This is a genomic window from Streptomyces sp. NPDC013187 (assembly GCF_042899705.1).
Taxonomy (GTDB): domain Bacteria; phylum Actinomycetota; class Actinomycetes; order Streptomycetales; family Streptomycetaceae; genus Streptomyces; species Streptomyces hawaiiensis_A.
In genome coordinates, this window is the sequence record NZ_JBIBAF010000002.1 from 245732 (window position 1) to 266578 (window position 20847).

General features: G+C 72.1%; 15 protein-coding genes and 1 tRNA gene. 8 read left to right on the plus strand and 8 right to left on the minus strand.

The window, feature by feature from the left end; genetic code table 11:
- The first annotated feature begins 22 nt into the window (after positions 1-22).
- From ACFY5B_RS04255 to ACFY5B_RS04275, 5 genes are all read left to right on the plus strand, one after another.
- On the plus strand, positions 23-1360 hold the full coding sequence (locus tag ACFY5B_RS04255) for a hypothetical protein (RefSeq protein ID WP_389964252.1): 1338 nt from the start codon (positions 23-25) through the stop codon (positions 1358-1360).
- Between the two features lie 17 nt (positions 1361-1377).
- Entirely contained in the window at positions 1378-3936 is a 2559-nt protein-coding gene (locus ACFY5B_RS04260) for a tetratricopeptide repeat protein (protein ID WP_389965137.1), read from the plus strand.
- A 3-nt stretch (positions 3937-3939) separates the two neighbouring features.
- Positions 3940-5355: a PP2C family serine/threonine-protein phosphatase gene (locus ACFY5B_RS04265; RefSeq protein ID WP_389964255.1), complete on the plus strand. Its 1416-nt coding sequence runs from the start codon at positions 3940-3942 to the stop codon at positions 5353-5355.
- Between the two features lie 99 nt (positions 5356-5454).
- A complete protein-coding gene (locus tag ACFY5B_RS04270) occupies positions 5455-6801 on the plus strand; it encodes a VWA domain-containing protein (RefSeq protein WP_389964258.1) in 1347 nt (448 codons plus the stop codon).
- Between the two features lie 32 nt (positions 6802-6833).
- A complete protein-coding gene (locus tag ACFY5B_RS04275; protein ID WP_389964261.1) occupies positions 6834-8330 on the plus strand; it encodes an FHA domain-containing protein in 1497 nt (498 codons plus the stop codon).
- A 21-nt stretch (positions 8331-8351) separates the two neighbouring features.
- Here ACFY5B_RS04275 and ACFY5B_RS04280 read toward each other — a convergent pair whose 3' ends face one another.
- Complete coding sequence (locus tag ACFY5B_RS04280; RefSeq protein ID WP_389964264.1) at positions 8352-9335, minus strand: methyltransferase domain-containing protein; 984 nt, start codon at positions 9333-9335, stop codon at positions 8352-8354.
- A 93-nt stretch (positions 9336-9428) separates the two neighbouring features.
- Here ACFY5B_RS04280 and ACFY5B_RS04285 point away from each other — a divergent pair, with 93 nt between their 5' ends.
- Complete coding sequence (locus tag ACFY5B_RS04285; protein ID WP_389964267.1) at positions 9429-9842, plus strand: globin; 414 nt, start codon at positions 9429-9431, stop codon at positions 9840-9842.
- A gap of 115 nt (positions 9843-9957) precedes the next feature.
- On the opposite strand, the gene ACFY5B_RS04290 is transcribed toward ACFY5B_RS04285, so the two are convergent.
- Genes ACFY5B_RS04290 through ettA form a run of 3 tightly spaced genes read right to left on the minus strand, consistent with a single transcriptional unit; the run spans position 9958 to position 12704 of the window.
- Positions 9958-10626 carry a hypothetical protein gene (locus tag ACFY5B_RS04290; protein WP_389964270.1) on the minus strand — a complete coding sequence of 223 codons (669 nt, stop codon included), beginning with the start codon at positions 10624-10626 and terminating at the stop codon, positions 9958-9960.
- The gene (locus tag ACFY5B_RS04295) at positions 10623-11033 is read right to left on the minus strand and encodes an acyl-CoA thioesterase (protein WP_389964273.1); all 411 of its coding nucleotides are present in this window, start codon (positions 11031-11033) and stop codon (positions 10623-10625) included. Before ACFY5B_RS04295 ends, ACFY5B_RS04290 begins: the two co-directional genes overlap by 4 nt.
- A gap of 6 nt (positions 11034-11039) precedes the next feature.
- The gene (gene ettA / locus ACFY5B_RS04300; protein ID WP_389964276.1) at positions 11040-12704 is read right to left on the minus strand and encodes an energy-dependent translational throttle protein EttA; all 1665 of its coding nucleotides are present in this window, start codon (positions 12702-12704) and stop codon (positions 11040-11042) included.
- A gap of 225 nt (positions 12705-12929) precedes the next feature.
- Here ettA and ACFY5B_RS04305 point away from each other — a divergent pair, with 225 nt between their 5' ends.
- Entirely contained in the window at positions 12930-13331 is a 402-nt protein-coding gene (locus tag ACFY5B_RS04305) for a DUF4234 domain-containing protein (RefSeq protein ID WP_389964279.1), read from the plus strand.
- Positions 13332-13385: 54 nt separating this feature from the next.
- Here the strand turns inward: ACFY5B_RS04305 and ACFY5B_RS04310 are convergent, their stop codons facing one another.
- The 4 genes from ACFY5B_RS04310 to ACFY5B_RS04325 all read right to left on the minus strand — a co-directional run bounded on the left by ACFY5B_RS04310 (position 13386) and on the right by ACFY5B_RS04325 (position 19452).
- On the minus strand, positions 13386-14795 hold the full coding sequence (locus tag ACFY5B_RS04310) for a Cys-Gln thioester bond-forming surface protein (protein WP_389964282.1): 1410 nt from the start codon (positions 14793-14795) through the stop codon (positions 13386-13388).
- Positions 14796-15071: 276 nt separating this feature from the next.
- On the minus strand, positions 15072-15551 hold the full coding sequence (locus ACFY5B_RS04315; protein WP_389964285.1) for a single-stranded DNA-binding protein: 480 nt from the start codon (positions 15549-15551) through the stop codon (positions 15072-15074).
- A gap of 469 nt (positions 15552-16020) precedes the next feature.
- Positions 16021-17730, minus strand: a complete 1710-nt coding sequence (locus tag ACFY5B_RS04320) for a GTP-binding protein (protein WP_389965140.1) — start codon at positions 17728-17730, stop codon at positions 16021-16023.
- A gap of 114 nt (positions 17731-17844) precedes the next feature.
- The gene (locus tag ACFY5B_RS04325) at positions 17845-19452 is read right to left on the minus strand and encodes a dynamin family protein (protein ID WP_389964288.1); all 1608 of its coding nucleotides are present in this window, start codon (positions 19450-19452) and stop codon (positions 17845-17847) included.
- Between the two features lie 321 nt (positions 19453-19773).
- On the opposite strand from ACFY5B_RS04325, the gene ACFY5B_RS04330 reads away from it, so the two are divergent.
- A tRNA-Arg gene (locus ACFY5B_RS04330) sits at positions 19774-19846 on the plus strand.
- Positions 19847-20847 lie beyond the last annotated feature (1001 nt).

Sequence of the window (20847 nt, forward strand, 5' to 3'; positions counted from 1 at the left end):
CTACCGCAGCGAGAGGTGATCGATGGGCGCCACGGGACCCACCGGGCCGGTGATGGACCGGGACGAGGTGGACCGTGCGCTGGCGCGGCTCGGCGCGGAGCACGAGGCGATCGAGACCTCGCTCCTCGCCCTGCAGGACCACGCGGGCCGCAGACTCCTGGAGGGCGCCGAGCTCACCGGCGTCACCCAGGAGCGCTGGACGTCCACGGAGGCGTCGATCACGCTGCTGTGGACCTACTTCGACGCGTACACCGACGCGCTGCGCTCCGCCCGCGACATCCGGGCCCGCCGCCGCTGGTCCAGCCGCGAGGACCTGGTGGAGCTGACGGAGCTCCTGAACGGCGACTCGGTCACCGTCGCGGGCAGCGCCACGGCGACGGCCAACGCCCCGACGCTGCACTCCGGTCCGACCAGACTGAGCGAACGCCACTCGCTCAGCGGCCTCGTCGACCGGATGAACGAGCTGTACGCGGCGAGTCTGGACATGGTGATCGCCGCGGACGTGGTCTGGTCGGCGCTGCCGGCCCGGATAGACCTGCTCGCGGCCGAACTCCAGCGCACCCGCCGGCTCGCGCACTCGGTCGGCGTGCGCCCCGGCGAGCACCCGGCCGGTGACGACCTGGAGCGCATCACGCGGGTACTGACCAAGCTGCGCGAGCAGGTGGTCTCGGACCCGCTGGCGTTCTGGCTGGCCGCGGAGGGCAGTTCGGCGCCGGGCGGCGGCAGACCGGACACGACGGTGTACGACCGCGAGGCCCGCGCCCTGGAGGACGTACGCCGTGAGATCGACGCCGTACTGACGGTCCGTCAGGACGCCGAGAAGCGGATCGTGCGGCTACGGGACCTCCTCAGCCGCGCGGACCGCACCCTCGCCGAGGCGCGCACGGCACGCGGCGAGGTCCTCGCGAAGATCGCGGCGACCGAGGTGCCGGTGGTCAGCGGGCCGCCGACCGTGCTGCAGGAGCAGCTGGCGGCGGCGGCCGAGTACCGCAGGCAGGCGCAGTGGCACCGGCTGTCCCCGCTGCTGGAGTCCCTGGAGCAGAAGGCCGAGGACGAACTGCTGCGCGCCCGCGAGTCGTTGACGGCGGTCACCGCCCCGCTGGCGGTCCGCGCCGAGCTGCGCGGCCGTCTCGACGCCTACAAGGCGAAGGTCGCCCGGCACGGCTTCGCCGAGGACACGCTGCTGGTGGAGCGGTACGAGAAGGCGCGCCGCATGCTGTGGAGCGCCCCCTGCGACCTGCGCGCCGCCGAGCAGGCGGTGCTGCGCTTCCAGCACGCGGCCGCGGACCTGCTGGGCGGGGGCCCGCGGCCGCCGGAGCAGGGCGTGCCGGAGGACGACCGGAGGGGACCGGGCGCATGAGCGACGAGGGGGAGTCCATGAGTCAGGCACCGCACGAGCCGGCCGGCGCGCCGCCACGAGCTTGTCAGCGCCCCGGCTGCGAGGGCGCGTACGAGGACGTGGGCGGCGGTGAACTGTACTGCGACACCTGCGGTCTGGCTCCGGTCGTCGCGGCCGTGGGTCCCCCCTCCGGGGACGGCATGGTCGGTTCGCCTCCCACCGGCATCACCGCCGGGAGCGGCTCCCGTGGGTCCGCCGGCAGCGGCAGTTCCCGCTCCACCGGCCGCAGTTCGAGGACGTCGTCCCAGTCGTCGAAGTCCCGCCGCTCGGTGTCGGGGCGTCTTTCGCGGTCCCTGTCGGGCACGTCGACGGGCCGCTCGGTGTCGGTGCGCAGCTCCGGCTCGAGCGCCGGTTCCGGGTCCCGGGGACGGCTGGGCGCGGGTCTTGTGCAGGTGCCGCCGATCCCGCGGCCCGACCCGCGCGAGATGGTCCTGGACAACCCGGAGGTGCCCGAGCGGAAGCGGTTCTGCTCGCGCTCCGACTGCGGCGCCCCGGTGGGCCGGGCACGCGGCGACCGGCCGGGCCGTACGGAGGGCTTCTGCACCAAGTGCGGCCACCCGTACTCGTTCGTGCCGAAGCTGAAGGCCCTGGACGTCGTGCACGGCCAGTACGAGGTGGTCGGCTGCCTGGCGCACGGCGGGCTCGGCTGGATCTACCTCGCCGTCGACCGGGCGGTGTCCGACCGGTGGGTGGTCCTGAAGGGCCTGCTGGACACGGGCGACCAGGACGCGATGGCCGCGGCGATCTCCGAGCGGCGCTTCCTCGCGGAGATCGAGCACGCCAACATCGTGCGGATCTACAACTTCGTGGAGCACCTGGACCAGCGCACGGGTTCGCTCGACGGCTACATCGTCATGGAGTACGTCGGCGGCAAGTCCCTCAAGGAGATCGCCAACGCCCGCCGCACCGCGCAGGGCAGACGCGACCCGCTGCCGGTGGAGCAGGCCTGCGCCTACGGCATCGAGGCGCTGGAGGCGCTCGGGCACCTGCACAGCCGGAACCTGCTGTACTGCGACTTCAAGGTCGACAACGCGATCCAGACCGAAGACCAGCTCAAGCTGATCGACATGGGCGCGGTGCGCAGGATGGACGACGAGGAGTCGGCCATCTACGGCACGGTCGGCTACCAGGCCCCCGAGGTGGCCGAGGCGGGCCCGTCGGTGGCGAGCGACCTCTACACCGTCGCCCGCACCCTCGCGGTCATGACCTTCGACTTCCAGGGCTACACGAACGTCTACGCCGACTCCCTGCCCGACCCGGACCACATCGAGGTGTTCCGGCAGTACGAGTCGTTCTACCGGCTCCTGGTCCGGGCCACGGACCCCGACCCGGCGCGCCGGTTCGCCTCCGCGCAGGAGATGACCGAGCAGCTGACGGGCGTCCTGCGGGAGGTCGTCTCCCTCCAGACGGGCCGCGCCCGCCCCGCCGTGTCCACGCTCTTCGGTCCGGAACTGCGGGTCACGGACACGGAGTTGTTCCCGAGACTGGACGGCGAGGTGTCCCGCCTGGGGGCCCGGGTGCCGCGCGCCCGGGCTCGTGCCGGCGCTGCCGCCGCCTTGCCCGGTCCGCAGCGGCCCGGGCCCGCGCACAGCCTCGTCAAGCCCGTCGACACCCCCGCCGCCGCGTTCGCCCTGCCCGTCCCGCGTGTCGAACCGACCGACCCCAACGCCGGTTTCCTGGCCGGTCTGATGACCTCGGCGCCGGGCGAGCTGCTCGGCGCCCTGGCGGCCGCCCCGGCCCCGTCCATCGAGACGCGGCTCAGGCAGATCCGGGCCTGGCTGGAGACCGGCGATCCGGCCGCGGCCTTGCAGGCGCTGGTCTCGCTGGAGGGTGAGCGGCCCGACGACTGGCGGGTGGTCTGGTACCGGGGCCTGGCCGCGCTGGTGACGGGCGACGACGAGGGCGCCGCCCTCGCCTTCGACGCGATCTACGACGCCTTCCCGGGTGAGATCGCGCCCAAGCTGGCGCTGGGCCTGTGCGCGGAGGTGCTGGGCCAGCTCGACAACGCCGCCGAGTACTACCGGCTGGTGTGGTCGACCGACCCGAGCCATGTGAGCGCAGCGTTCGGTCTGGCTCGCGTCCAGCTGGCGACCGGGGACCGGCGTGGCGCCGTACGCACCCTGGAGTCGGTGCCGGAGTCCTCCATCCACTACACGGCGGCGCGGGTCGCGGCCGTCCGGGCGCGGCTGCGACAGCGCACGGCGACCGCCGCCGACGCGGCGTTCCTGGGTGATCTGACGGCGGCCGCCGCGCAGGTCGAGGCGCTGGAGGCGTACGGTCTTGATCCGGCGCGGCGCGAGCAGTTGTCGGCCGAAGTCCTCGGTTGTGCGCTGGACTGGGTACTCTCCGGGGGCCAGGGTTCCGCCCCTCCCGCCGCCGGAGGACGGACGCTGCTCGGCAGCGGCCTGGACGAGCGGGGCCTGCGTTTCGGCCTGGAACGCACGTACCGCACGCTGGCCCGGCTGGCGCGGGGCGGCGAGGAGAGGATCGACCTGGTGGAACGTGCCAATCGTTACCGCCCCCGGACGTGGGTGTAGTTGATGTCGCAGATGCCCCAGTTGTCCGCCTGCCCGAGTTGCGAGGAACCCCTCGAGTCGGGTGACCGTTTCTGCGGCGCGTGCGGATACGACCTGTCCGCCGTGCCGGAACGGCCGCAGGACAACCCGACCATCACCATGAACGGCTCGGTGCCCGCCCAGGGCGTTCCGGCCGGCGAGTATCCCGAGCCGCCGTCGGCGCCCCCCGCCGGCACCGCCTGGCCCGCGCCCGGGCCGGACGGCGCGGGTGCCCCGGACGCGGTGCACCTGCCGACGGACCTCCCGGGCACGGACTCGGGCGGCTCCGCCCTGCCACCGGAGACACCCCCGCCGCCGAGCGCCCCGCCGGCCGCGGGCGGGGGCGTGCGGTTCGACCGGCCGCCGCAGACCGACGGGTCCGCCGCGTCACCGGAGATCTACCAGACACAGCCCGACGAGTACCTCCTCCAGGCGCCGGACCCACGGGTGTCCGCCGAGCCGGCGGCCCAGGCCGCGGGCACCGGCGGCAAGGTCTGCGTCGCCTGCCGGGCCGGCCGCGTGGACGACGACGGCTACTGCGAGAACTGCGGCCACGCCCAGCCGCGCGAACGGGACCACATGGAGCAGGAGACCGGCCCGGTGGCCGCGGTCAGCGACCGCGGTCTGCGCCACCACCGCAACGAGGACGCGTTCGCCATCGGCACCACCGCGCTGCCCGACGGCTCCCCCGCCTATGTCGCGATCGTCTGCGACGGCGTCTCCTCGGCGACCCGCCCCGACGACGCCTCCGCGGCGGCGTCGAAGGCGGCGGGCGAGACGCTGCTGGCGGCCCTGCCTCGCGGCACGCATCCGCAGCAGGCGATGCACGACGCGATCCTCGCCGCCTCACGTGCCGTCAACTCGCTCGCCGCGGAGCCCGCCACGGCCCTGGAGCAGGCCCCTCACCAGAACGCCCCCGCCTGCACCATCGTCGGCGCCGTGGTGACGTCCGGCCTGCTGATCGTCGGCTGGGTCGGCGACAGCCGCGCCTACTGGGTTCCGGTCGACCGGAGCGCTCCCCCGGCCCGGCTCACCGAGGACGACTCCTGGGCCGCCCAGATGGTCGCCGCGGGCCTGATGAACGAGGCCGAGGCCTACGCCGACGAACGCGCCCACGCGATCACCGGCTGGCTCGGCGCGGACGCCTACGAGCTCGAACCGCACACCGCCGCGTTCAAGCCGGACCGGCCCGGCGTGGTGGTGGTCTGCACGGACGGCCTGTGGAACTACGCGGAGGCGGCCGAGGAGATGGCCCGGGTCGTCCCGCTCGACGCGGCCACGCATCCGCTGCACAGCGCCCGGGTGCTCCTGGGCCACGCGCTGGACGGCGGGGGCCACGACAACGTAACAGTGGCGCTCGTGCCGTTCCCCGCCGTGCCCCAGGGGGCAGGATCGGCCTGAGGCCACGTACGGGGATGCCTCGGCGGACCGGAGGGGACCGGTCCGCCCACCGTCATCACCCCGCCGCGGCGGGGGCTTTGGAGGGGGATCGAAGCAGGCATGGCCAATTTCTCGAAGTCGAACGTGCCCCAGTTCTCGGTGGACGTGTACCAGAACGAGTACCTGCCGGAGGGCGCCGGCGAGGTCAACGCCATCGTCACGGTGACGGCGACCGGCGGCGGCACGGTCGGCAGCGCGGTCGCGGCGCCCCACCTCTACTCGCCCGGCCAGGGCCCGTCCGCGGCCGTGGCGATCATGGTCGACTGCTCCGGGTCGATGGACTACCCGCCGACCAAGATGCGCAACGCCCGCGACGCCACGGCCGCCGCGATCGACACCCTGCGCGACGGCGTGCACTTCGCCGTGATCGGCGGGACGCACGTGGCGAAGGAGGTCTACCCGGGCGGCGGCCGTGTCGCGGTCGCCGACGCCACCACCCGCGAGCAGGCCAAGCAGGCGCTGCGCTCGCTCAGCGCGGGCGGCGGCACGGCCATCGGCACCTGGCTGAAACTGGCCGACCGTCTGCTGTCCTCCGCCGAGGTCGCGATCCGGCACGGCATCCTGCTCACCGACGGCCGCAACGAACACGAGTCACCCCAGGACCTGAAGGCCGCGCTCGACGCGTGCGCCGGGCGCTTCACATGCGACGCACGCGGCGTGGGCACCGACTGGGAAGTGAAAGAAGTCACAGGGATCGCCTCCGCCCTGCTCGGCACCGCCGACATCGTCGCCGATCCGGCCGCGCTCGCCGCGGACTTCACGCGGATGATGGAGACGGCGATGGGCAAGGAGGTCGCGGACGTCTCGCTGCGGCTGTGGACCCCCGTCGACACGACCGTGAAGTTCGTCAAGCAGGTGGCACCGACGGTCGAGGACCTGACCGGCCGGCGCACCGAGGCGGGCCCGCGCGCCGGCGACTACCCCCTCGGTTCCTGGGGGGACGAGTCGCGTGACTACCACGTCTGCATCGAGGTCCCGGTCGCGAACATCGGGCAGGAGATGCTGGCGGGCCGGATCTCACTGGTCATTCCACAGCCCGACGGCAGCGTCCAGAACCTCGGCGCACAGGGCCTCGTGCGGGCCGTGTGGACGGACGACATGGTCGCCTCGACGTCGATCAACCCTCAGGTCGCCCACTACACCGGACAGGCCGAACTGGCCCAAGTCATCCAACAAGGGCTGGACCTCCGCAAGTCAGGCGATATGGATGGAGCAACGGCCAAACTGGGCCGGGCCGTTCAGCTCGCGAGTGCCTCCGGGAACGCCGATACTGCGAAACTGCTTGCGAAGGTGGTGGACGTGGTCGATGCCGCGACCGGTACTGTGCGACTGAAGGCGAAGGTCGCGGAGGCTGACGAGATGACGCTCGAAACCCGTTCCACCAAGACCGTTCGCGTCAAGAAGTGACCTAGAAGAGATCGAAGGAGGGACGCGCCGACATGCCGACCTGCCCGAACGGACACCAGTCGGGTTCCGACGACTGGTGCGAGGTCTGCGGTCACCGCATGGCGGGTGCCGTGCCTCCGCCTCCTCCCCCACCGCCCCCGCCCGGCGGCTACGGCTTCCCGCCCCCGCCCGGCCAGGGTGGCCCGCAGGGCCCCGGCGGCCAGCCCGGTGGACGCCCGCCGCACCTGTCCGCCGTACCGAACTCCGAGCCGGAGCTCTGCCCGCAGTGCCGCACGCCGCGTGAGGGCGGCGCCCCGTTCTGCGAGGAGTGCCGGTGGAACTTCCTGACGAACACGGCGACGTCGTACACCCCCGCGGCCCCGCCGCCCGGCCCGGGCGTGCGTTTCCAGCCGCCGGGCCAGCAGGGTGGCCCGCCCCCCGGCCCGTCGTACGGCGGCGGTGACTCCTACGAGTACCAGGGCTCCCGCCCGTCGCAGGTGAACCGCCCGGCTGAGCCGATCCCGCCGTTCGGCGGCGACCCGTCCGGCCGCCCCGGCCCGGGTGGCCCCAGCGGGCCCGGTGGCCCCGGTGGCCCGCAGGGCGGCGGCTACGGCTACCCGCAGCCCGGCCCTGCCCCGACCTCGCCCGGCCCCGGCGGCCCTGGTGGCACCGGCGGCCCTGGTGGCCCGCAGGGCGGCGGCTACGGCTACCCGCAGCCCGGCCCTGCCCCGACCTCGCCCGGCCCCGGCGGCCCTGGTGGCTTCGGTGGCCCTCCCGGCCCGGGTGGTCCCGGTGGCCCTAGTGGCCCCGGCGGCTTCGGTGCCGACCCCTCGCGGCCGGTCCCGCCCCCGCCCGGTCCCGGTGGCCCCGGCGGTCCCGGTGGACCCGGTGCTCCGCAGGCGTTCCACCAGTCCGGCCCGCCGGCCCCGCCCGGATTCCCGCAGGAGACCCAGCGGCCCCCGCAGCAGGGCGGTCCGTCCTTCGGCGGCGGTGACGACGACTGGGTGATCTCCCCGCCGACGTCCGGCCCGGGTGGCCCCGGCGGCCCCGGTCAGGGCGGCTACGGCTACCCGCAGCCCGGCGCGACCCAGGCCCCGCCCGGCCCGGGCGGCTTCCCGCAGCAGCCGCAGGCGCCGCAGGGACCCGCGACATGGACTGCGACCATCGGCCCGGACCGCGACTACTTCATGGCGATGATGCAGCGCTCCGGCCCCGAGGCGGCGGGCCTGAACCTGCCCGCGTACTCGCCCGAGCAGCAGCGCACGCTCACCGGCAACCAGCTCACGATCGGTCGCCGCCGGCACTCCACCGGCGACACCCCCGACATCGACCTGTCGACGCCGCCGGAGGACCCGGGCGTCTCGCACCAGCACGCGGTGCTGGTCCAGCAGCCGGACGGCAGCTGGGCGGTCGTCGACCAGAACTCGACGAACGGCACGACGGTCAACGGCTCGGAGGAACCGATCCAGCCCTTCGTCCCCGTACCGCTCCAGGACGGCGACCGGGTGCACGTGGGCGCCTGGACGACGATCACGATCCGCCGCGGCTGAGCCGCCGCGACGGAAGGCCTTTCACGACGGGAGGGGCCAGGCGTACGGCCCCTCCGGGTCGTCCAGCCAGGCCCACTCCGCCTCCTCGTCGACCGTGATGCCGTAGCGCTCGCGCTGCGGCCTGCCCTCCTGCTCCCACAGCGCGTGGGCCTCTTGCGGGTCCAGGCTGCCCCGGGTCAGAGCCAGCAGGAACCGGAACAGGTCGTCCTCCCGGGCCCGGTGCGGCACCCCGCCCAGCTGGATCGGCTCGCCCCCGGGCCGGCCCGCACCGCGCAGCGGCACGAAGTAGGCGGGCGTGTGCAGGAAACGTCCCTCGGCGTGCCCCGCACCGGTCACCGTCAGCAGGATCAGACCGGTGGCCAGCGGCATGAGGATCCGGCCCCCGGGGCGGCTCTGGGCCACCCAGGCGCGCGGGACGCCGCCCAGGGCGCAGGTGGCGATGATCCGGTCGAACGGCGCGCGCTCGGGCACGCCCCGGGCGCCGTCGCCGGTGACGACGACCGGGTGGTACCCGGCCGCGGCCAGGTGCCGGCGGGCCGACTCGGTGATCTCCGGGTCGAGGTCGACGGTCGTGACCTTGTCGTCGCCCAGCCGGTGGGCCAGCAGGGCCGCGTTGTAGCCGGTGCCGGCGCCGATCTCCAGGACCGTATGCCCGTCCTCCACCTCCAGCGCGGCCAGCATGTCCGCCATCAGGGACGGCTGGCTGCTGGAGGACAGCAGCTCGCCGTCGCGCAACCGGGTGGCCAGCGGGGTGTCCTCGTAGGCGCCGCGCAGCCACCGCTCCCGCGCCGCGGGGTCGGCGCTCTCGCCCCAGCGGCGCTCGTAGCCACCGGCGACACCGACGTAGTAGTACGGCACGAAGAGGTGCCTCGGAACCGCCGCGAAGGCCTCCCGCCAGCCCGGGTCGGCGGCCCAGGCCCCGCTCGCCTCGATCCGCCGCAGCAGCGCCGCCTGCGCGACGGCGGCGAGACCGTCGATGTCCCTGCCGGGTTCGTTCCCGCCCATGTCTCCACAGTAGGGGCAGGGTCTCGGCGGCAGGGTCCTGACAACAGAGGTGGGGTCCTAGGTCTTGAGTCCTATGCCGGGGCGTCTGAGACCATGGATCGCGTGAATGAGATTCGGCGCGGCACGCTTCAGGAGCAGACCTTCTACGAGCAGGTCGGCGGGGAGGAGACCTTCCGTCGGCTCGTTCACCGTTTCTACGAGGGAGTCGCCGAGGATCCGCTGCTGCGGCCGATGTACCCCGAGGAGGACCTGGGCCCGGCGGAGGAGCGCCTCGTGCTGTTCCTCATCCAGTACTGGGGCGGCCCCACGACGTACAGCGACAACCGCGGCCACCCCCGGCTGCGGATGCGGCACGCGCCCTTCGCGGTCGACCGGGCGGCGCACGACGCGTGGCTGAAGCACATGCGCGTCGCCGTCGAGGAGCTCGGCCTGTCCGAGGAGCACGAACACACGTTGTGGAACTACCTGACGTACGCGGCGGCCTCGATGGTCAACACCGCCGGCTGACGCCTGCGGGGCGGTGCCGGGGCACGCCTCAACGGACGCCGACGCCTGCGGGGCGTTGTGAGGAGGCGCTGCTCAACGGACGCCGACGCCTGCGGGCGTGGTCGGGCGGCGGTGCTCAGCGGACGCTGACGTCCAGCGCCCCGAGCCCGGCACGTCGTACGGCGACGGACCCGTACGGCGTGCGCAGTCTCAGCCATGCGCCCGACGAGAACAGTCCCAGCGGCACACCGGGGCGCAGGAAGCCGAGGGACTGCGCCGCGTGCACCGCCCGGACGGGCAGCCGGGTGTCCCCGACGGTACGGGACCAGACGTCCCGGCCGATCCGGTCCAGCTCGGCCCGCGTCCGCCCCTCGGGGGGCAACTCCTGCGTACGCGAGCGGAACTCGGCGATCACGGCGGCCACGAGGTCGCGCAGCGCCTCCGGCGTCGGCAGCCCCGGCTCGGCCCGCCAGTCGCCACGGGGCGGCAGCACACCCGCCCACGGCGGCCCGGTCACGGCGCCCGGCACGACGGCCGTGCCGGCCTTCTCGTCCACCGTCTCCAGGAACTCACCGGCGGACACGGTCACGTCCAGCGTGACCTCCAGCCCCTTCTCGTACGGCTTCGCCAGCCGCACCGCCCGCACGGCGAGCACCTCGAAGGACGGCGGCCGCCCGAAGACGGCCAGTGCGGTGCCCGCGGCCTGCAGCCGCACCGCGGCTCCACGGTCGTAGTGGAGCAGCCGGGAGAGGAAGGCCGCGAGATCCGCCGCCTCCCCCTCGTCGGCGAGGTGGAGCACCGTCATGCGGCGACGGCCTCCTCGGCGTCATCCATGTACTCGCGCAGGAACTCCCGCTCCTCGGCGGTGATCCGGCGCGGGCGCTGCGCCTCGAAGTCGAACGGCACGATCACCGTCGAGGCCCGCACATAGACCTGGTCGTCGTCCTTCACCTCGTAGGTGAGGGTGAAGGACGCGGCCCTTATCTCGGTGACCCACAGCTCGACGTCCACCGGGTGGTGCCGGTGCACGAGCTGCCGCTTGTAGTCGATCTCATGGCGTGCCACCACGGACCCCTGCTTGAAGTCCTTCTCCGGGCGGAACAGGAAGTCGATACGGGCTTCCTCCAGGTAGCGGAGGAACACCACGTTGTTGACGTGGCCGTACGCGTCCATGTCCGCCCAGCGCAGCGGGCAGCGGTAGATGTGCCGCAAGATCGATCAGCCCCGGGTCAGCTTCTTGTAGGTGGCGCGGTGCGGACGGGCGGCGTCCGGACCGAGCCGCTCGATCTTGTTCTTCTCGTACGACTCGAAGTTGCCCTCGAACCAGAACCACTTGGACTCGCCCTCGTAGGCGAGGATGTGCGTGGCGACCCGGTCCAGGAACCACCGGTCGTGGGAGACGACCACGGCCGCACCCGGGAACTCCAGCAGCGCGTTCTCCAGGCTGGAGAGAGTCTCGACGTCGAGGTCGTTGGTCGGCTCGTCGAGGAGCAGCAGGTTGCCGCCCTGCTTGAGGGTGAGCGCGAGGTTCAGGCGGTTGCGCTCACCGCCAGAGAGCACGCCCGCCGGCTTCTGCTGGTCCGGCCCCTTGAACCCGAACGCGGAGACGTAGGCGCGGGACGGCATCTCGACCTGTCCGACGTTGATGTAGTCGAGCTCGTCGCTGACGACGGCCCACAGCGACTTCTTCGGGTCGATGTTCTCGCGGCTCTGGTCGACGTAGGAGATCTTGACGGTGTCGCCGACCTTGATGGCGCCGGAGTCCGGCTCCTCGATGCCCTGGATCATCTTGAACAGGGTCGTCTTGCCGGCGCCGTTCGGGCCGATGATGCCGACGATGCCGTTGCGCGGGAGCGTGAAGCTGAGGTCGTCGATGAGCAGCTTCTCACCGAAGCCCTTGCTGAGGTTGCTGACCTCGACGACGACGTTGCCCAGGCGCGGGCCCGGCGGGATCTGGATCTCCTCGAAGTCCAGCTTCCGCATCTTGTCGGCCTCGGCGGCCATCTCCTCGTAGCGGGCCAGACGCGCCTTGGACTTGGCCTGCCGCCCCTTGGCGTTGGAGCGAACCCATTCGAGCTCCTCCTTCAGCCTCTTCTGCCGCTTGGCGTCCTTCTGGCCCTCGACCTTGAGGCGGGCGGCCTTGGTCTCCAGGTACTTGGAGTAGTTGCCCTCGTAGGGGTAGAGGCGACCGCGGTCGACCTCGCAGATCCACTGGGCGACGTTGTCCAGGAAGTACCGGTCGTGGGTGACCGCGACGACGGTGCCCGGGTACTTGGCCAGGTGCTGCTCCAGCCAGTTCACCGACTCGGCGTCGAGGTGGTTGGTGGGCTCGTCGAGCAACAGCAGGTCGGGCTGCTCCAGCAGCAGCTTGCACAGCGCGACGCGGCGGCGCTCACCACCGGACAGGTTGGTGACGGGCCAGTCGCCGGGCGGGCAGCCCAGGGCGTCCATGGCCTGCTCCAGCTGGGCGTCCAGGTCCCACGCGTTGGCGTGGTCGAGGTCCTCCTGGAGCTTGCCCATCTCCTCCATGAGCGCGTCGGTGTATTCGGTCGCCATCTGCTCGGCGATCTCGTTGAACCGGTCGAGCTTGCCCTTGATCCCGGCGACGCCCTCCTGGACGTTCTCCAGGACGGTCTTGTCCTCGGTCAGCGGAGGCTCCTGGAGCAGGATGCCGACCGTGTAACCGGGCGTGAGGAAGGCGTCACCGTTGGACGGCTGCTCGATACCGGCCATGATCTTCAGGATCGTCGACTTGCCGGCGCCGTTCGGGCCGACGACGCCGATCTTCGCTCCCGGGAGGAAGCTCGTCGTCACGTCGTCGAGGATCACCTTGTCGCCGTGCGCTTTGCGCGCCTTGCGCATGGTGTAAATGAACTCAGCCAAGAGAAACCGTCCGGCAGCTTGAAACTGGCAGTGGGCAGATACACCCCATCTTGCCGTACCGCCACCCCTCGGCGGAAACGCGTTAGGGGCGGGGGCTGTGACCTGCGGTTTCACCGGGGGCGACAGAGGCACGCCTGTCACTGCCCGTCGCCGGGAGCTGCCGCGGACCTCACCACGCGCGTCCGGCACCTCATCGTGATGCACTGGACGTATGGGAGGTGTGCCATGTCAGGTAGCGCCGGTAAGACCCGCAACATATTTCTCGTCTGGCTGATCTGGCCGCTGATCACACTGGGGATCTACCACCTGGTCTGGTACTACAAGATCAATCGCGAAGCGCGGGACTTCGATCAGCGGATCGAGGTCAATCCGGCCGTGTCAGTCGTGGCTCTCGCTCTCGGATGGGTACTGATCGTTCCCCCCTTCATCTCGGTCTACAACACCGGTGTGCGCATTGCGCGTATGCAGCGGTCCGCCGGGCTTGAGCAGGAGTGCAACCCCTGGATCGGCGTCATCCTCCTCATCGTGGCCGGTCTGTATCCGCTCTACTACCAGCACGAGTTGAACCAGATCTGGGCCCACTACCAGATCCCGGCCGAGGGCGAGCAGGTACCGCTCGCCGCCTGACGTGCGCCGCGGCGCGGCGCCGGACGTCGGCGTCCTGGGCCGAGCCCGCCCGCGTCACTCCCCCGCCGTCGACTCCCTGCGTCGCAGCACGATCAGCGTCGCGCCGCCGATCAGGACGAAGCCGATGGCCACGCCCGCGACCAGGGGCGTGATGGCCGAGCCGCCCGTCTCGGCGAGGTTGGTGTCGGTGGCCGCGCCGCCCACCGTCGCCGGGACCGGTTCGCTCAGGGTCTGGGTGGTCGTGCCGGTGTCGCTGCCGCGGGTCTGGCAGTCCAGCATGCCGGTGAAGCGCTTCTCCAATCCGCCGGGGCCGTGAATCGTGAAGTCGTAGGCCTGGTCCTCCTGGAGCGGGACCGTCACCGTGCGGGACTCGCCCGCGGCGATGGTGTGCTGCAGCCCGGCCAGTTCGAAGGTGAACGGCTCGTCGCCCTTGTTGGACGCGATGATGTCGACGCCGCCCTCGGCGCAGTTCTTCGCCGCCGACAGTGCCGGGACCGGGCCCTGCTTCGCCCATGTCGCCCCGGCCGTCGCGGACACCGTCGACTCGCTGGAACCGGCCAGGATCTGCGTCTGGCTGCGGCTCTCGGAGGTGAAGGCCCGGCCGACCGGGACGGTGGTCGAGGCCTGCACGGTCAGTTCCGACGTGCCCGCCGCCGCGTCCTCGGGCACGTCGAAGTACACCTGCCCGCCGTCGGACGTGGAGGTGACGGCCTTGCCCTGCTTGTCGACGACCCGCACCCCGCTCGTGGCGGCGTCAGCGGGCGGGGTGACCGTCGCGCTGCCGGCGTTGGTGCGCACCGTCACCGGTCCGAGCAGCTCACCCGGCCGGCCGGAGACCGCGGAGGGTTCGAGGGTGAGCGAGGCACGGGGCTCGGGCAGGTTGCGGGCGCTCTTCTCCAGGTGGTCCGCGAGCTGCTCGGCCTGCGGGTCGAGGGCGTCGACGGCCACGTCGTCCGAGTAGCGCCAGATCGCGACCTGCGTGCCGGCCGCCGCGTCCTGCTCGGTCAGCGCGCCCCGCACGCCCGCCTTGCGTGCCAGCGTCGCGAGGTCGTTCACCTGGGGGTAGGAGTTCTGCAGGATCCAACGGATCTTGCCGGCGTCCTTGTTGGCCCCGAGGGACGTGCCGCTCCAGGGCGTCTCGTGGTACTTGGCGTCCCGCTGCGTGGGGTTGTGGAGGTCGACGCAGTACGTCTGCAGCATGCCGCCACCGTCGACGGACATCTCGAACAGGCCCGCCGAGATCTCCTGGTCACCGGTGCCGGCGTGTATCACCGCCGCGCCGAACGTCTTGAGGCCGCCTATCGTCGCGGCCGCCCCGCCCTGACTCTGCGTCGTATCGTCGGCGGCCGCCCGGCCGGCACCGGCCAGCCCGCCCGCGGCGACAAGTCCGGACACCACCGTCGCGGTGGCGAGGCGGGCCGCGCCTCGCCTGCGTACGAACAGCTCAGAGAACGAAGCAAACACCAAATTCCCCTTCGAGCAGGACCGGTTGACGTGGGGGGACGGTCCCACCTGCAGAATCAGAAGCCTCACCGGACACAGAAGTCCCGAGAGCCATGTCCGGCATCCTAGGGACGCGGGAGACCCCGCCCGCCAGGTCAGACGGTCGGACGAGTGATCCGACTCGGAATCGTTATCGCCAACACCCCCGGCGAGCAGGGCTTATCGACAAATCACCCCTGGGTCGTTCGGTGCGCACGCGTCGATATGCCGCAGTTCGGGCAGTCCTGCGACATGACGTTACGTCAGAACAGCTGCAGCTGAGCCTGATTGTGCGCGAGTGGCCGCCACCTCGTCCGAACCCTCCGGTGGTGTCTCCCAGTTGGGCTCGGGCTGTGTCTGCGAGGGGGCGGCGGCCTCCGGCTTCCCCGCGCGCCTGAAGGCCGCCGTGCCCCACGCCAGATCGTGACCGATCGCCACCGCGTCGATGTCCGCCGACGTCCAGCTCTGCCCCTCGCGTACGTCGGTCCGCACCTTCAGCCTGCCCTGCACGATCACGGGCTCACCGACCGTCAACGACGCCGCCGTGTTCGTGGCGAGCTGGCGGTTGGCCCACACCGTGAAGAAGTTGGTGTGCCCGTCGGTCCACGTGTTCTTCTCACGGTCCCAGTAGCGCGCGGTCACCGCCAGCCGGAACCTCGCCGACGGGCCGGACGCCACCTCCCGGTACACCGGCTGCGTCGCCACCCTGCCCACCGCACAGACCATCGTCTCGTTCATCGCATACCCTCCCTCGCCCGGACTGCGGCAACGCACCGGGCCGACACGCGTACGGGCTCGTCCCGTACGGCTGCGTCTGCCAGACTGCCGCCGCCGGGCCGAGCCCGCTGAGCGCTGTGGACCACAGCCGGCCTGTGGAAAACGCCGCAACCCGCAGGGGTGACGGCGGGTGGGCGCCGGAGGAGCGACGGCAACACCTGCGGCCCGTCACAGCCGCCACCCCCGAAGCCACCGCTCCCACCCCCGGCGCCTCACTTCACCCCGGCACCTCACCGGCCCACCGCACGCATCAGCGGTCCATCCGGCACCTCACCGCCCCATCCGGCGCGTCAGCGGTCCATCCGGCACCTCACCGCCCCACCCGGCGCGGCACCTCACCGCCCCATCCGGCACCTCATCACTCCACCGGGCGCGTCACCGAACCCCACTCGGCGCCTCACCGCCCCACCGGCACCTCACCGCCGTAGCGTCACCGTCCCGCTCCCACCACCCGCCCGTACTGCTCCCTGACTTCCCGGTAGCGCAGCAGCTCCGCCGCCACCGGGTCCAGCACCCGGGCCCTGCCGCATCCGGACGCCGCCTCTCGCAACCGGCGTTCCGCCTCCAGGCCGTAGCGCCGGGCCGGGCCGCGGGCCGCCATCCGGCAGCTCCACTCGATGAGCGGGCCGCCGACGATGCCGATCACCATCAGCAGCACCGGCACCCCCAGGTTGGGCGACACCACCCCGATGATCTGGCCCAGCAGCCACAGCCCGCCCAGGAACTGCAGGATCGTCATGGACGCCTGGACCAGTACGGCCACCGGCCACCACCCGGGCCGCGGCGGCCGCCCCGTCGGCACACCCGCACGCACGGTCAGCTCGTCCAGCGCCTCCGGCAACCCCTGCGAGCCCCGCACGGCCGCCTCGCGCACCGCCTGCGCCCAGGGCACGGGCAGCCCGGCCGACGCCCGGTCGGCCACCGTCCGCACGGCCTGCTCGACTCGCTGACGGGCGGTCGCCTCCTCATCGGCCTGCGTGCGCCCGGGGAGCCGTCCCGTGGTGGGCTCGCCGCGGTCCTGGTACCAGCGCCACAACCGCAGCCAGGGCGTACCGCAGGCCCGGTTGGCGTTGCGCAGCCACGCCCGCTCGGCCGCCTCGCCCGCCGCCGTGGCGCCCACCGCGTCCGCGAGCCGGTCGGAGAACTCCTCCCGGGCCTGCTCGCTGAGCCCGGTCCGCCGCTGGGTGGCGTAGACGGGCCACAGCCGGGCCGCGGCGATGTCCACATCGGCCGAGATGCGACGGTTCGCCGCCCCGCGCTCCGAGACGAACTGCCCGAGCGTCTCACGCAGTTCCCCCACACCGTCCCCGGTGAGCGCGGACAGCGCGAGCACGGTGGTGCCCGGTTCGCCGTACTCCCCGAGGGCGATGCCGTCCTCGTCGAGGAGCCGCCGCAGATCGTCGAGGACCTGTTCGGCGGCTTCCCCGGGCAGCCGGTCGATCTGGTTGAGGACGACGAACATGACCTCGGCGTGGGCCGCCATGGGCCGCAGGTATCGCTCGTGGAGGACGGCGTCGGCGTACTTCTCCGGGTCGACGACCCAGATGACCGCGTCGACGAGCGCCAGGATCCGGTCCACGTGCTGGCGGTGCTGCACTGCGGCGGAGTCGTGGTCGGGCAGGTCGATCAGGACGAGTCCGCGCAGTGGCGACTCGCCGTCCCCGGACGGCAGCGGCCGGCGGCGCAGCCGGGGCGGGATGCCGAGCCGTTCGATGAGGCCGGCCGCCCCGTCGCTCCAACTGCACGCGATGGGCGCCGCGGTGGTGGGACGGCGTACGCCGGTCTCCGAGATGGTCACCCCCGCGAGCGCGTTGAACAGTTGCGATTTGCCGCTTCCGGTGGCGCCCGCGATGGCGACGACGGTGTGCTGCCCGGAGAGCCTGCGCCGCGCGGACGCCTCGTCGAGCACCCGGCCGGCCTGCGACAGCGTCCGGCTGTCGAGCCGGGTACGGGAGAGCCCCACCAGTTGGCGCAGCGCCTCCAGCCGGGAGCGCAGCGACCCCTCGTACACCAGTGGGGTCACCGTGGGCGGGGCGGCTGAGCGGCTGTCCGTCATGGGGAACCGGTCTCCTTCGGCCGTCTCGTTGACCCGGCGCGCGATGAGCCCGTCGTCCCAGGTTTCCGTAGAGTCGGTGCGCATCGCGCGTTCGGCTTCCGGGGTGTTCCGGCCGACGGTGCCTGCCGCCTTGCGGGCGCCGTCGTCCGGCTGATCGGCGCGCTCGGTGGGGTCCTGGTCAGTGACGGCGGTCACCGGTCACCTCTCCTTCTGCAGTACGGACAGCGCGGCGATGAGTTCGGCCTGTGGCTCGGCGTGGACGTCCAGCGCGTCGAGCGGGGCGAGCCGGCGCTCGCGTTCGGCGTGCAGGACGCGGTCCACGTGCTCGGTGAGCAGCCGCCCGGCCCGGTCGCGCAGCCGGAGCGCGCCATGGGCGCCGATCCGCTCGGCGAGCCCCTCCCCGGCCATCCGGCCCCGGCGGCCGCCCAGCAGGGAGGTGGCGACCAGGGCGGCGACCAGTTCGGGGTCGGGCGCGAGGGTGCGGTCGAGTTCGCGCACCTCGTCCTCGGCGTGCTCCTCCAGCTCCCGCCGCCATCGCCGTACGGCCAGCCCGATGCGTTGTTCGGCGCCGTTCGCATCGGAGTCGCGTGCGGCGAGTTCCGGTGCGGCCGACGCCGGTTCGCGCCGCCAGGCGTCGTCGACGCGCTCGTCGGCGGCGGTGACGGCACAGAGCAGCAGCGCGCTGAGGCTTTCCACGAGCGCGTCGAGCAGTTCGGCGGCGGTGCAGTCCAGGGGGAAGGCGCGCCACCGCTTGAGCGCGTCCCCGGCGAGGACCGCCCCGCTCTGCAACCGGCCCCGCACGCGCGCGTGCTCGCTGTCGTACGCCCCCTCGACGGCGGAGGTGAGCCGCAGCGCGGCGGCGTACTGCGCGGCGGCTGCGCCGGCCAGTTCGGGCATGCGGGACTTGAGGGAGTCGAGGACGCCGTACGCCGTGCGGGCGAGGACGTGCTGCCGGGCTGCGGGGTCCTGGGCCTGGTGGATCAGCCAGGTGCGCAACTGGAGGACGGCGGAGGCCGGCAGGAGCCCGCCGCCCCAGGCGGACTCGGGCAGCTCGGGCACGGTGAAGCGTGGCACCTCGCCGAGTCCGGCCTTGGTGAGCAGGGCCCCGTACTGCCGTGACACCTCGTTCACCACCTGGTGGGGCACACGGTCGAGCACGGTCACGAGGGTGACGTCGTACTCCTTGGCGGTGCGCAGCATGTGCCAGGGGACGGCGTCGGCGTAGCGGGCGGCGGTGGTGACCATGACCCAGATGTCGGCGGCGCAGATGAGTTCGGCGGCCAGGACCCGGTTGTCGGACACCAGGGAGTCGATGTCGGGCGCGTCGAGGAGGGCGAGGCCGGGCGGGAGGGTCTCGGCGGTCTCGACGCGCAGCACGCGCGCGGGGTTCTCGCCGGGGAGCAGCAGGTCTTCGGTGGATTCCTGCTGGGACACCCACACGCGCGTGAGATCGGGCAGCACCCTCATTCCGCTGAACCAGTGGTGGTCCTCCGGATGGCAGACCAGTACGGGGGTGCGTGTCGTCGGCCGCAGCACGCCCGCCTCGCTGACCCGCCGTCCCACGAGGGAGTTCACCAGTGTCGATTTCCCGGCTCCGGTCGACCCGCCCACGACGGCCAGAAGCGGCGCTTCGGGGTCCCGCAGGCGGGGCACCAAGTAGTCGTCGAGCTGCGCGAGGAGTTCGTCGCGGTTGGCACGCGCGCGTGGGGCCCCCGCCAGGGGCAGCGGGAAGCGTGCGGCGGCGACACGGTCGCGCAGGGCGGAGAGTGCGTCGAGCAGCTGAGGCCGTACGTCCAAGGTCACCACATGTGAAGAATGCCCAATTTTAGGGGAATTCTGAAGCATATGAGCATGTCTGCGCGCCGACGGAGCAGAAGGGACGGAAGGGGCGAGTGGGACACGGGCACACTCCAGGCATAACGAGTGCACAACACCCGATGCCACAGACGCCAAAAGCGGTGCACGATTCGTACCTGCCTGCGATTATCAGGACCGCTTCACCGAACCTCCACATCGAGCCACGGAGGCGAAGCAACAGGGACAAGGACGCGGGAGCCCTATCCTTGTCCCCGGCAACGTCACGGTTCGGCCCACACCCGGGCACCAGGACAGAGGCCACCACACCCGGCCCCCGTAGCTCAGTGGATAGAGCAGGCGCCTTCTAAGCGCTTGGCCGCAGGTTCGAGTCCTGCCGGGGGCGCAAGTCTCCGCCCTCCCTTTGGGGAGGGCTTTTTGCTGGTCAGGGTGCATACCAGACAGCATGGCGAGGCCCCGGACGCCCTCTTGGTGATCAAGGATGGGCTCCGGGGCTGTCCGGCTGTTACCGGGTTTGTGCGGGTGGCCGTGTCGAATACGTGTCGAAGTTTTCGGGCCGCGAGGTCAACCGGCGGACGGCGGCTCGGGGAGATCTCCGGCAGCTTCAAGTCGCCGCTTCAGGTCGGGTAGCTGGCCCTCGATGCATCGGGCGTAGGTCGCGAGGAGCACGGCCACGCTGTTCCCGGCCCACTCCGACACTTGGGCGGGTGGGATTCCGTCGTTGAGCCACCTGGTCACGCGTGTTCCGGTTGCCGTAGACGCGCTGTCCGGTGGGTGGGCGAGATGCCCCGGCACGGTGTGCGTCTCGCCCTTCCGCTCGGCCTCTCAGGTCCCGTTGCTCGTGCCCCTCACCCGTGTCCGTCCACTGCTTTCCGACCCCAGGGGTCGCCGTGTGGATCAGCAGCTCGCACAACTTGGTCGTCGACTCGGGCTCGGGCAACGTCACGTCCTCCACTCGCATCGCTACGGCCTCCGCGGGTTGGTGACCGCATTGAGTCCAGCGTGGCGAAGAAGGCGTGGAGCCGCTTGCCTCCGCGGCCAGCACTCGCCAACGGTGCGCCGGAACGACGACCTCGTCACAGTAGGACGCGTTCGCCTGCCTGCTGCTCCTGGCCCTCCCCGACTACGTATGTAGTAGGTGAAGTTTCTACCGACACCCATAGAATGATCGGTTTCAAGGCTCTCGGCCAACGAGTCCCCGTAGACCATTGAGCGCCTTTCAAAGCGGCCAAGACACGGCGTAGCTTGGCCACACTGCCAGCCGCCAGCAGTGCTCCGTAAAGCAGTCGAGTAGGAGGAAGCAATACTCCTGCCGCCAGCGCAGCTGCACCAACTAGCCCTGCTCCAGCCTCATGGTGAGCCACCCATTTGGCATGGCGTAGGTCG

Excerpts from the sequence above, each read along its gene's own strand:
- ACFY5B_RS04255 (WP_389964252.1), top strand. The coding sequence starts at position 23 with ATGGGCGCCACGGGACCCACCGGGCCGGTGATGGACCGGGACGAGGTG.
- ACFY5B_RS04260 (WP_389965137.1), top strand. The coding sequence starts at position 1,378 with ATGAGTCAGGCACCGCACGAGCCGGCCGGCGCGCCGCCACGAGCTTGT.
- ACFY5B_RS04265 (WP_389964255.1), top strand. The coding sequence starts at position 3,940 with ATGTCGCAGATGCCCCAGTTGTCCGCCTGCCCGAGTTGCGAGGAACCC.
- ACFY5B_RS04270 (WP_389964258.1), top strand. The coding sequence starts at position 5,455 with ATGGCCAATTTCTCGAAGTCGAACGTGCCCCAGTTCTCGGTGGACGTG.
- ACFY5B_RS04275 (WP_389964261.1), top strand. The coding sequence starts at position 6,834 with ATGCCGACCTGCCCGAACGGACACCAGTCGGGTTCCGACGACTGGTGC.
- ACFY5B_RS04280 (WP_389964264.1), bottom strand. The coding sequence starts at position 9,335 with ATGGGCGGGAACGAACCCGGCAGGGACATCGACGGTCTCGCCGCCGTC.
- ACFY5B_RS04285 (WP_389964267.1), top strand. The coding sequence starts at position 9,429 with ATGGATCGCGTGAATGAGATTCGGCGCGGCACGCTTCAGGAGCAGACC.
- ACFY5B_RS04290 (WP_389964270.1), bottom strand. The coding sequence starts at position 10,626 with ATGACGGTGCTCCACCTCGCCGACGAGGGGGAGGCGGCGGATCTCGCG.
- ACFY5B_RS04305 (WP_389964279.1), top strand. The coding sequence starts at position 12,930 with ATGTCAGGTAGCGCCGGTAAGACCCGCAACATATTTCTCGTCTGGCTG.
- ACFY5B_RS04315 (WP_389964285.1), bottom strand. The coding sequence starts at position 15,551 with ATGAACGAGACGATGGTCTGTGCGGTGGGCAGGGTGGCGACGCAGCCG.
- ACFY5B_RS04320 (WP_389965140.1), bottom strand. The coding sequence starts at position 17,730 with ATGCGCACCGACTCTACGGAAACCTGGGACGACGGGCTCATCGCGCGC.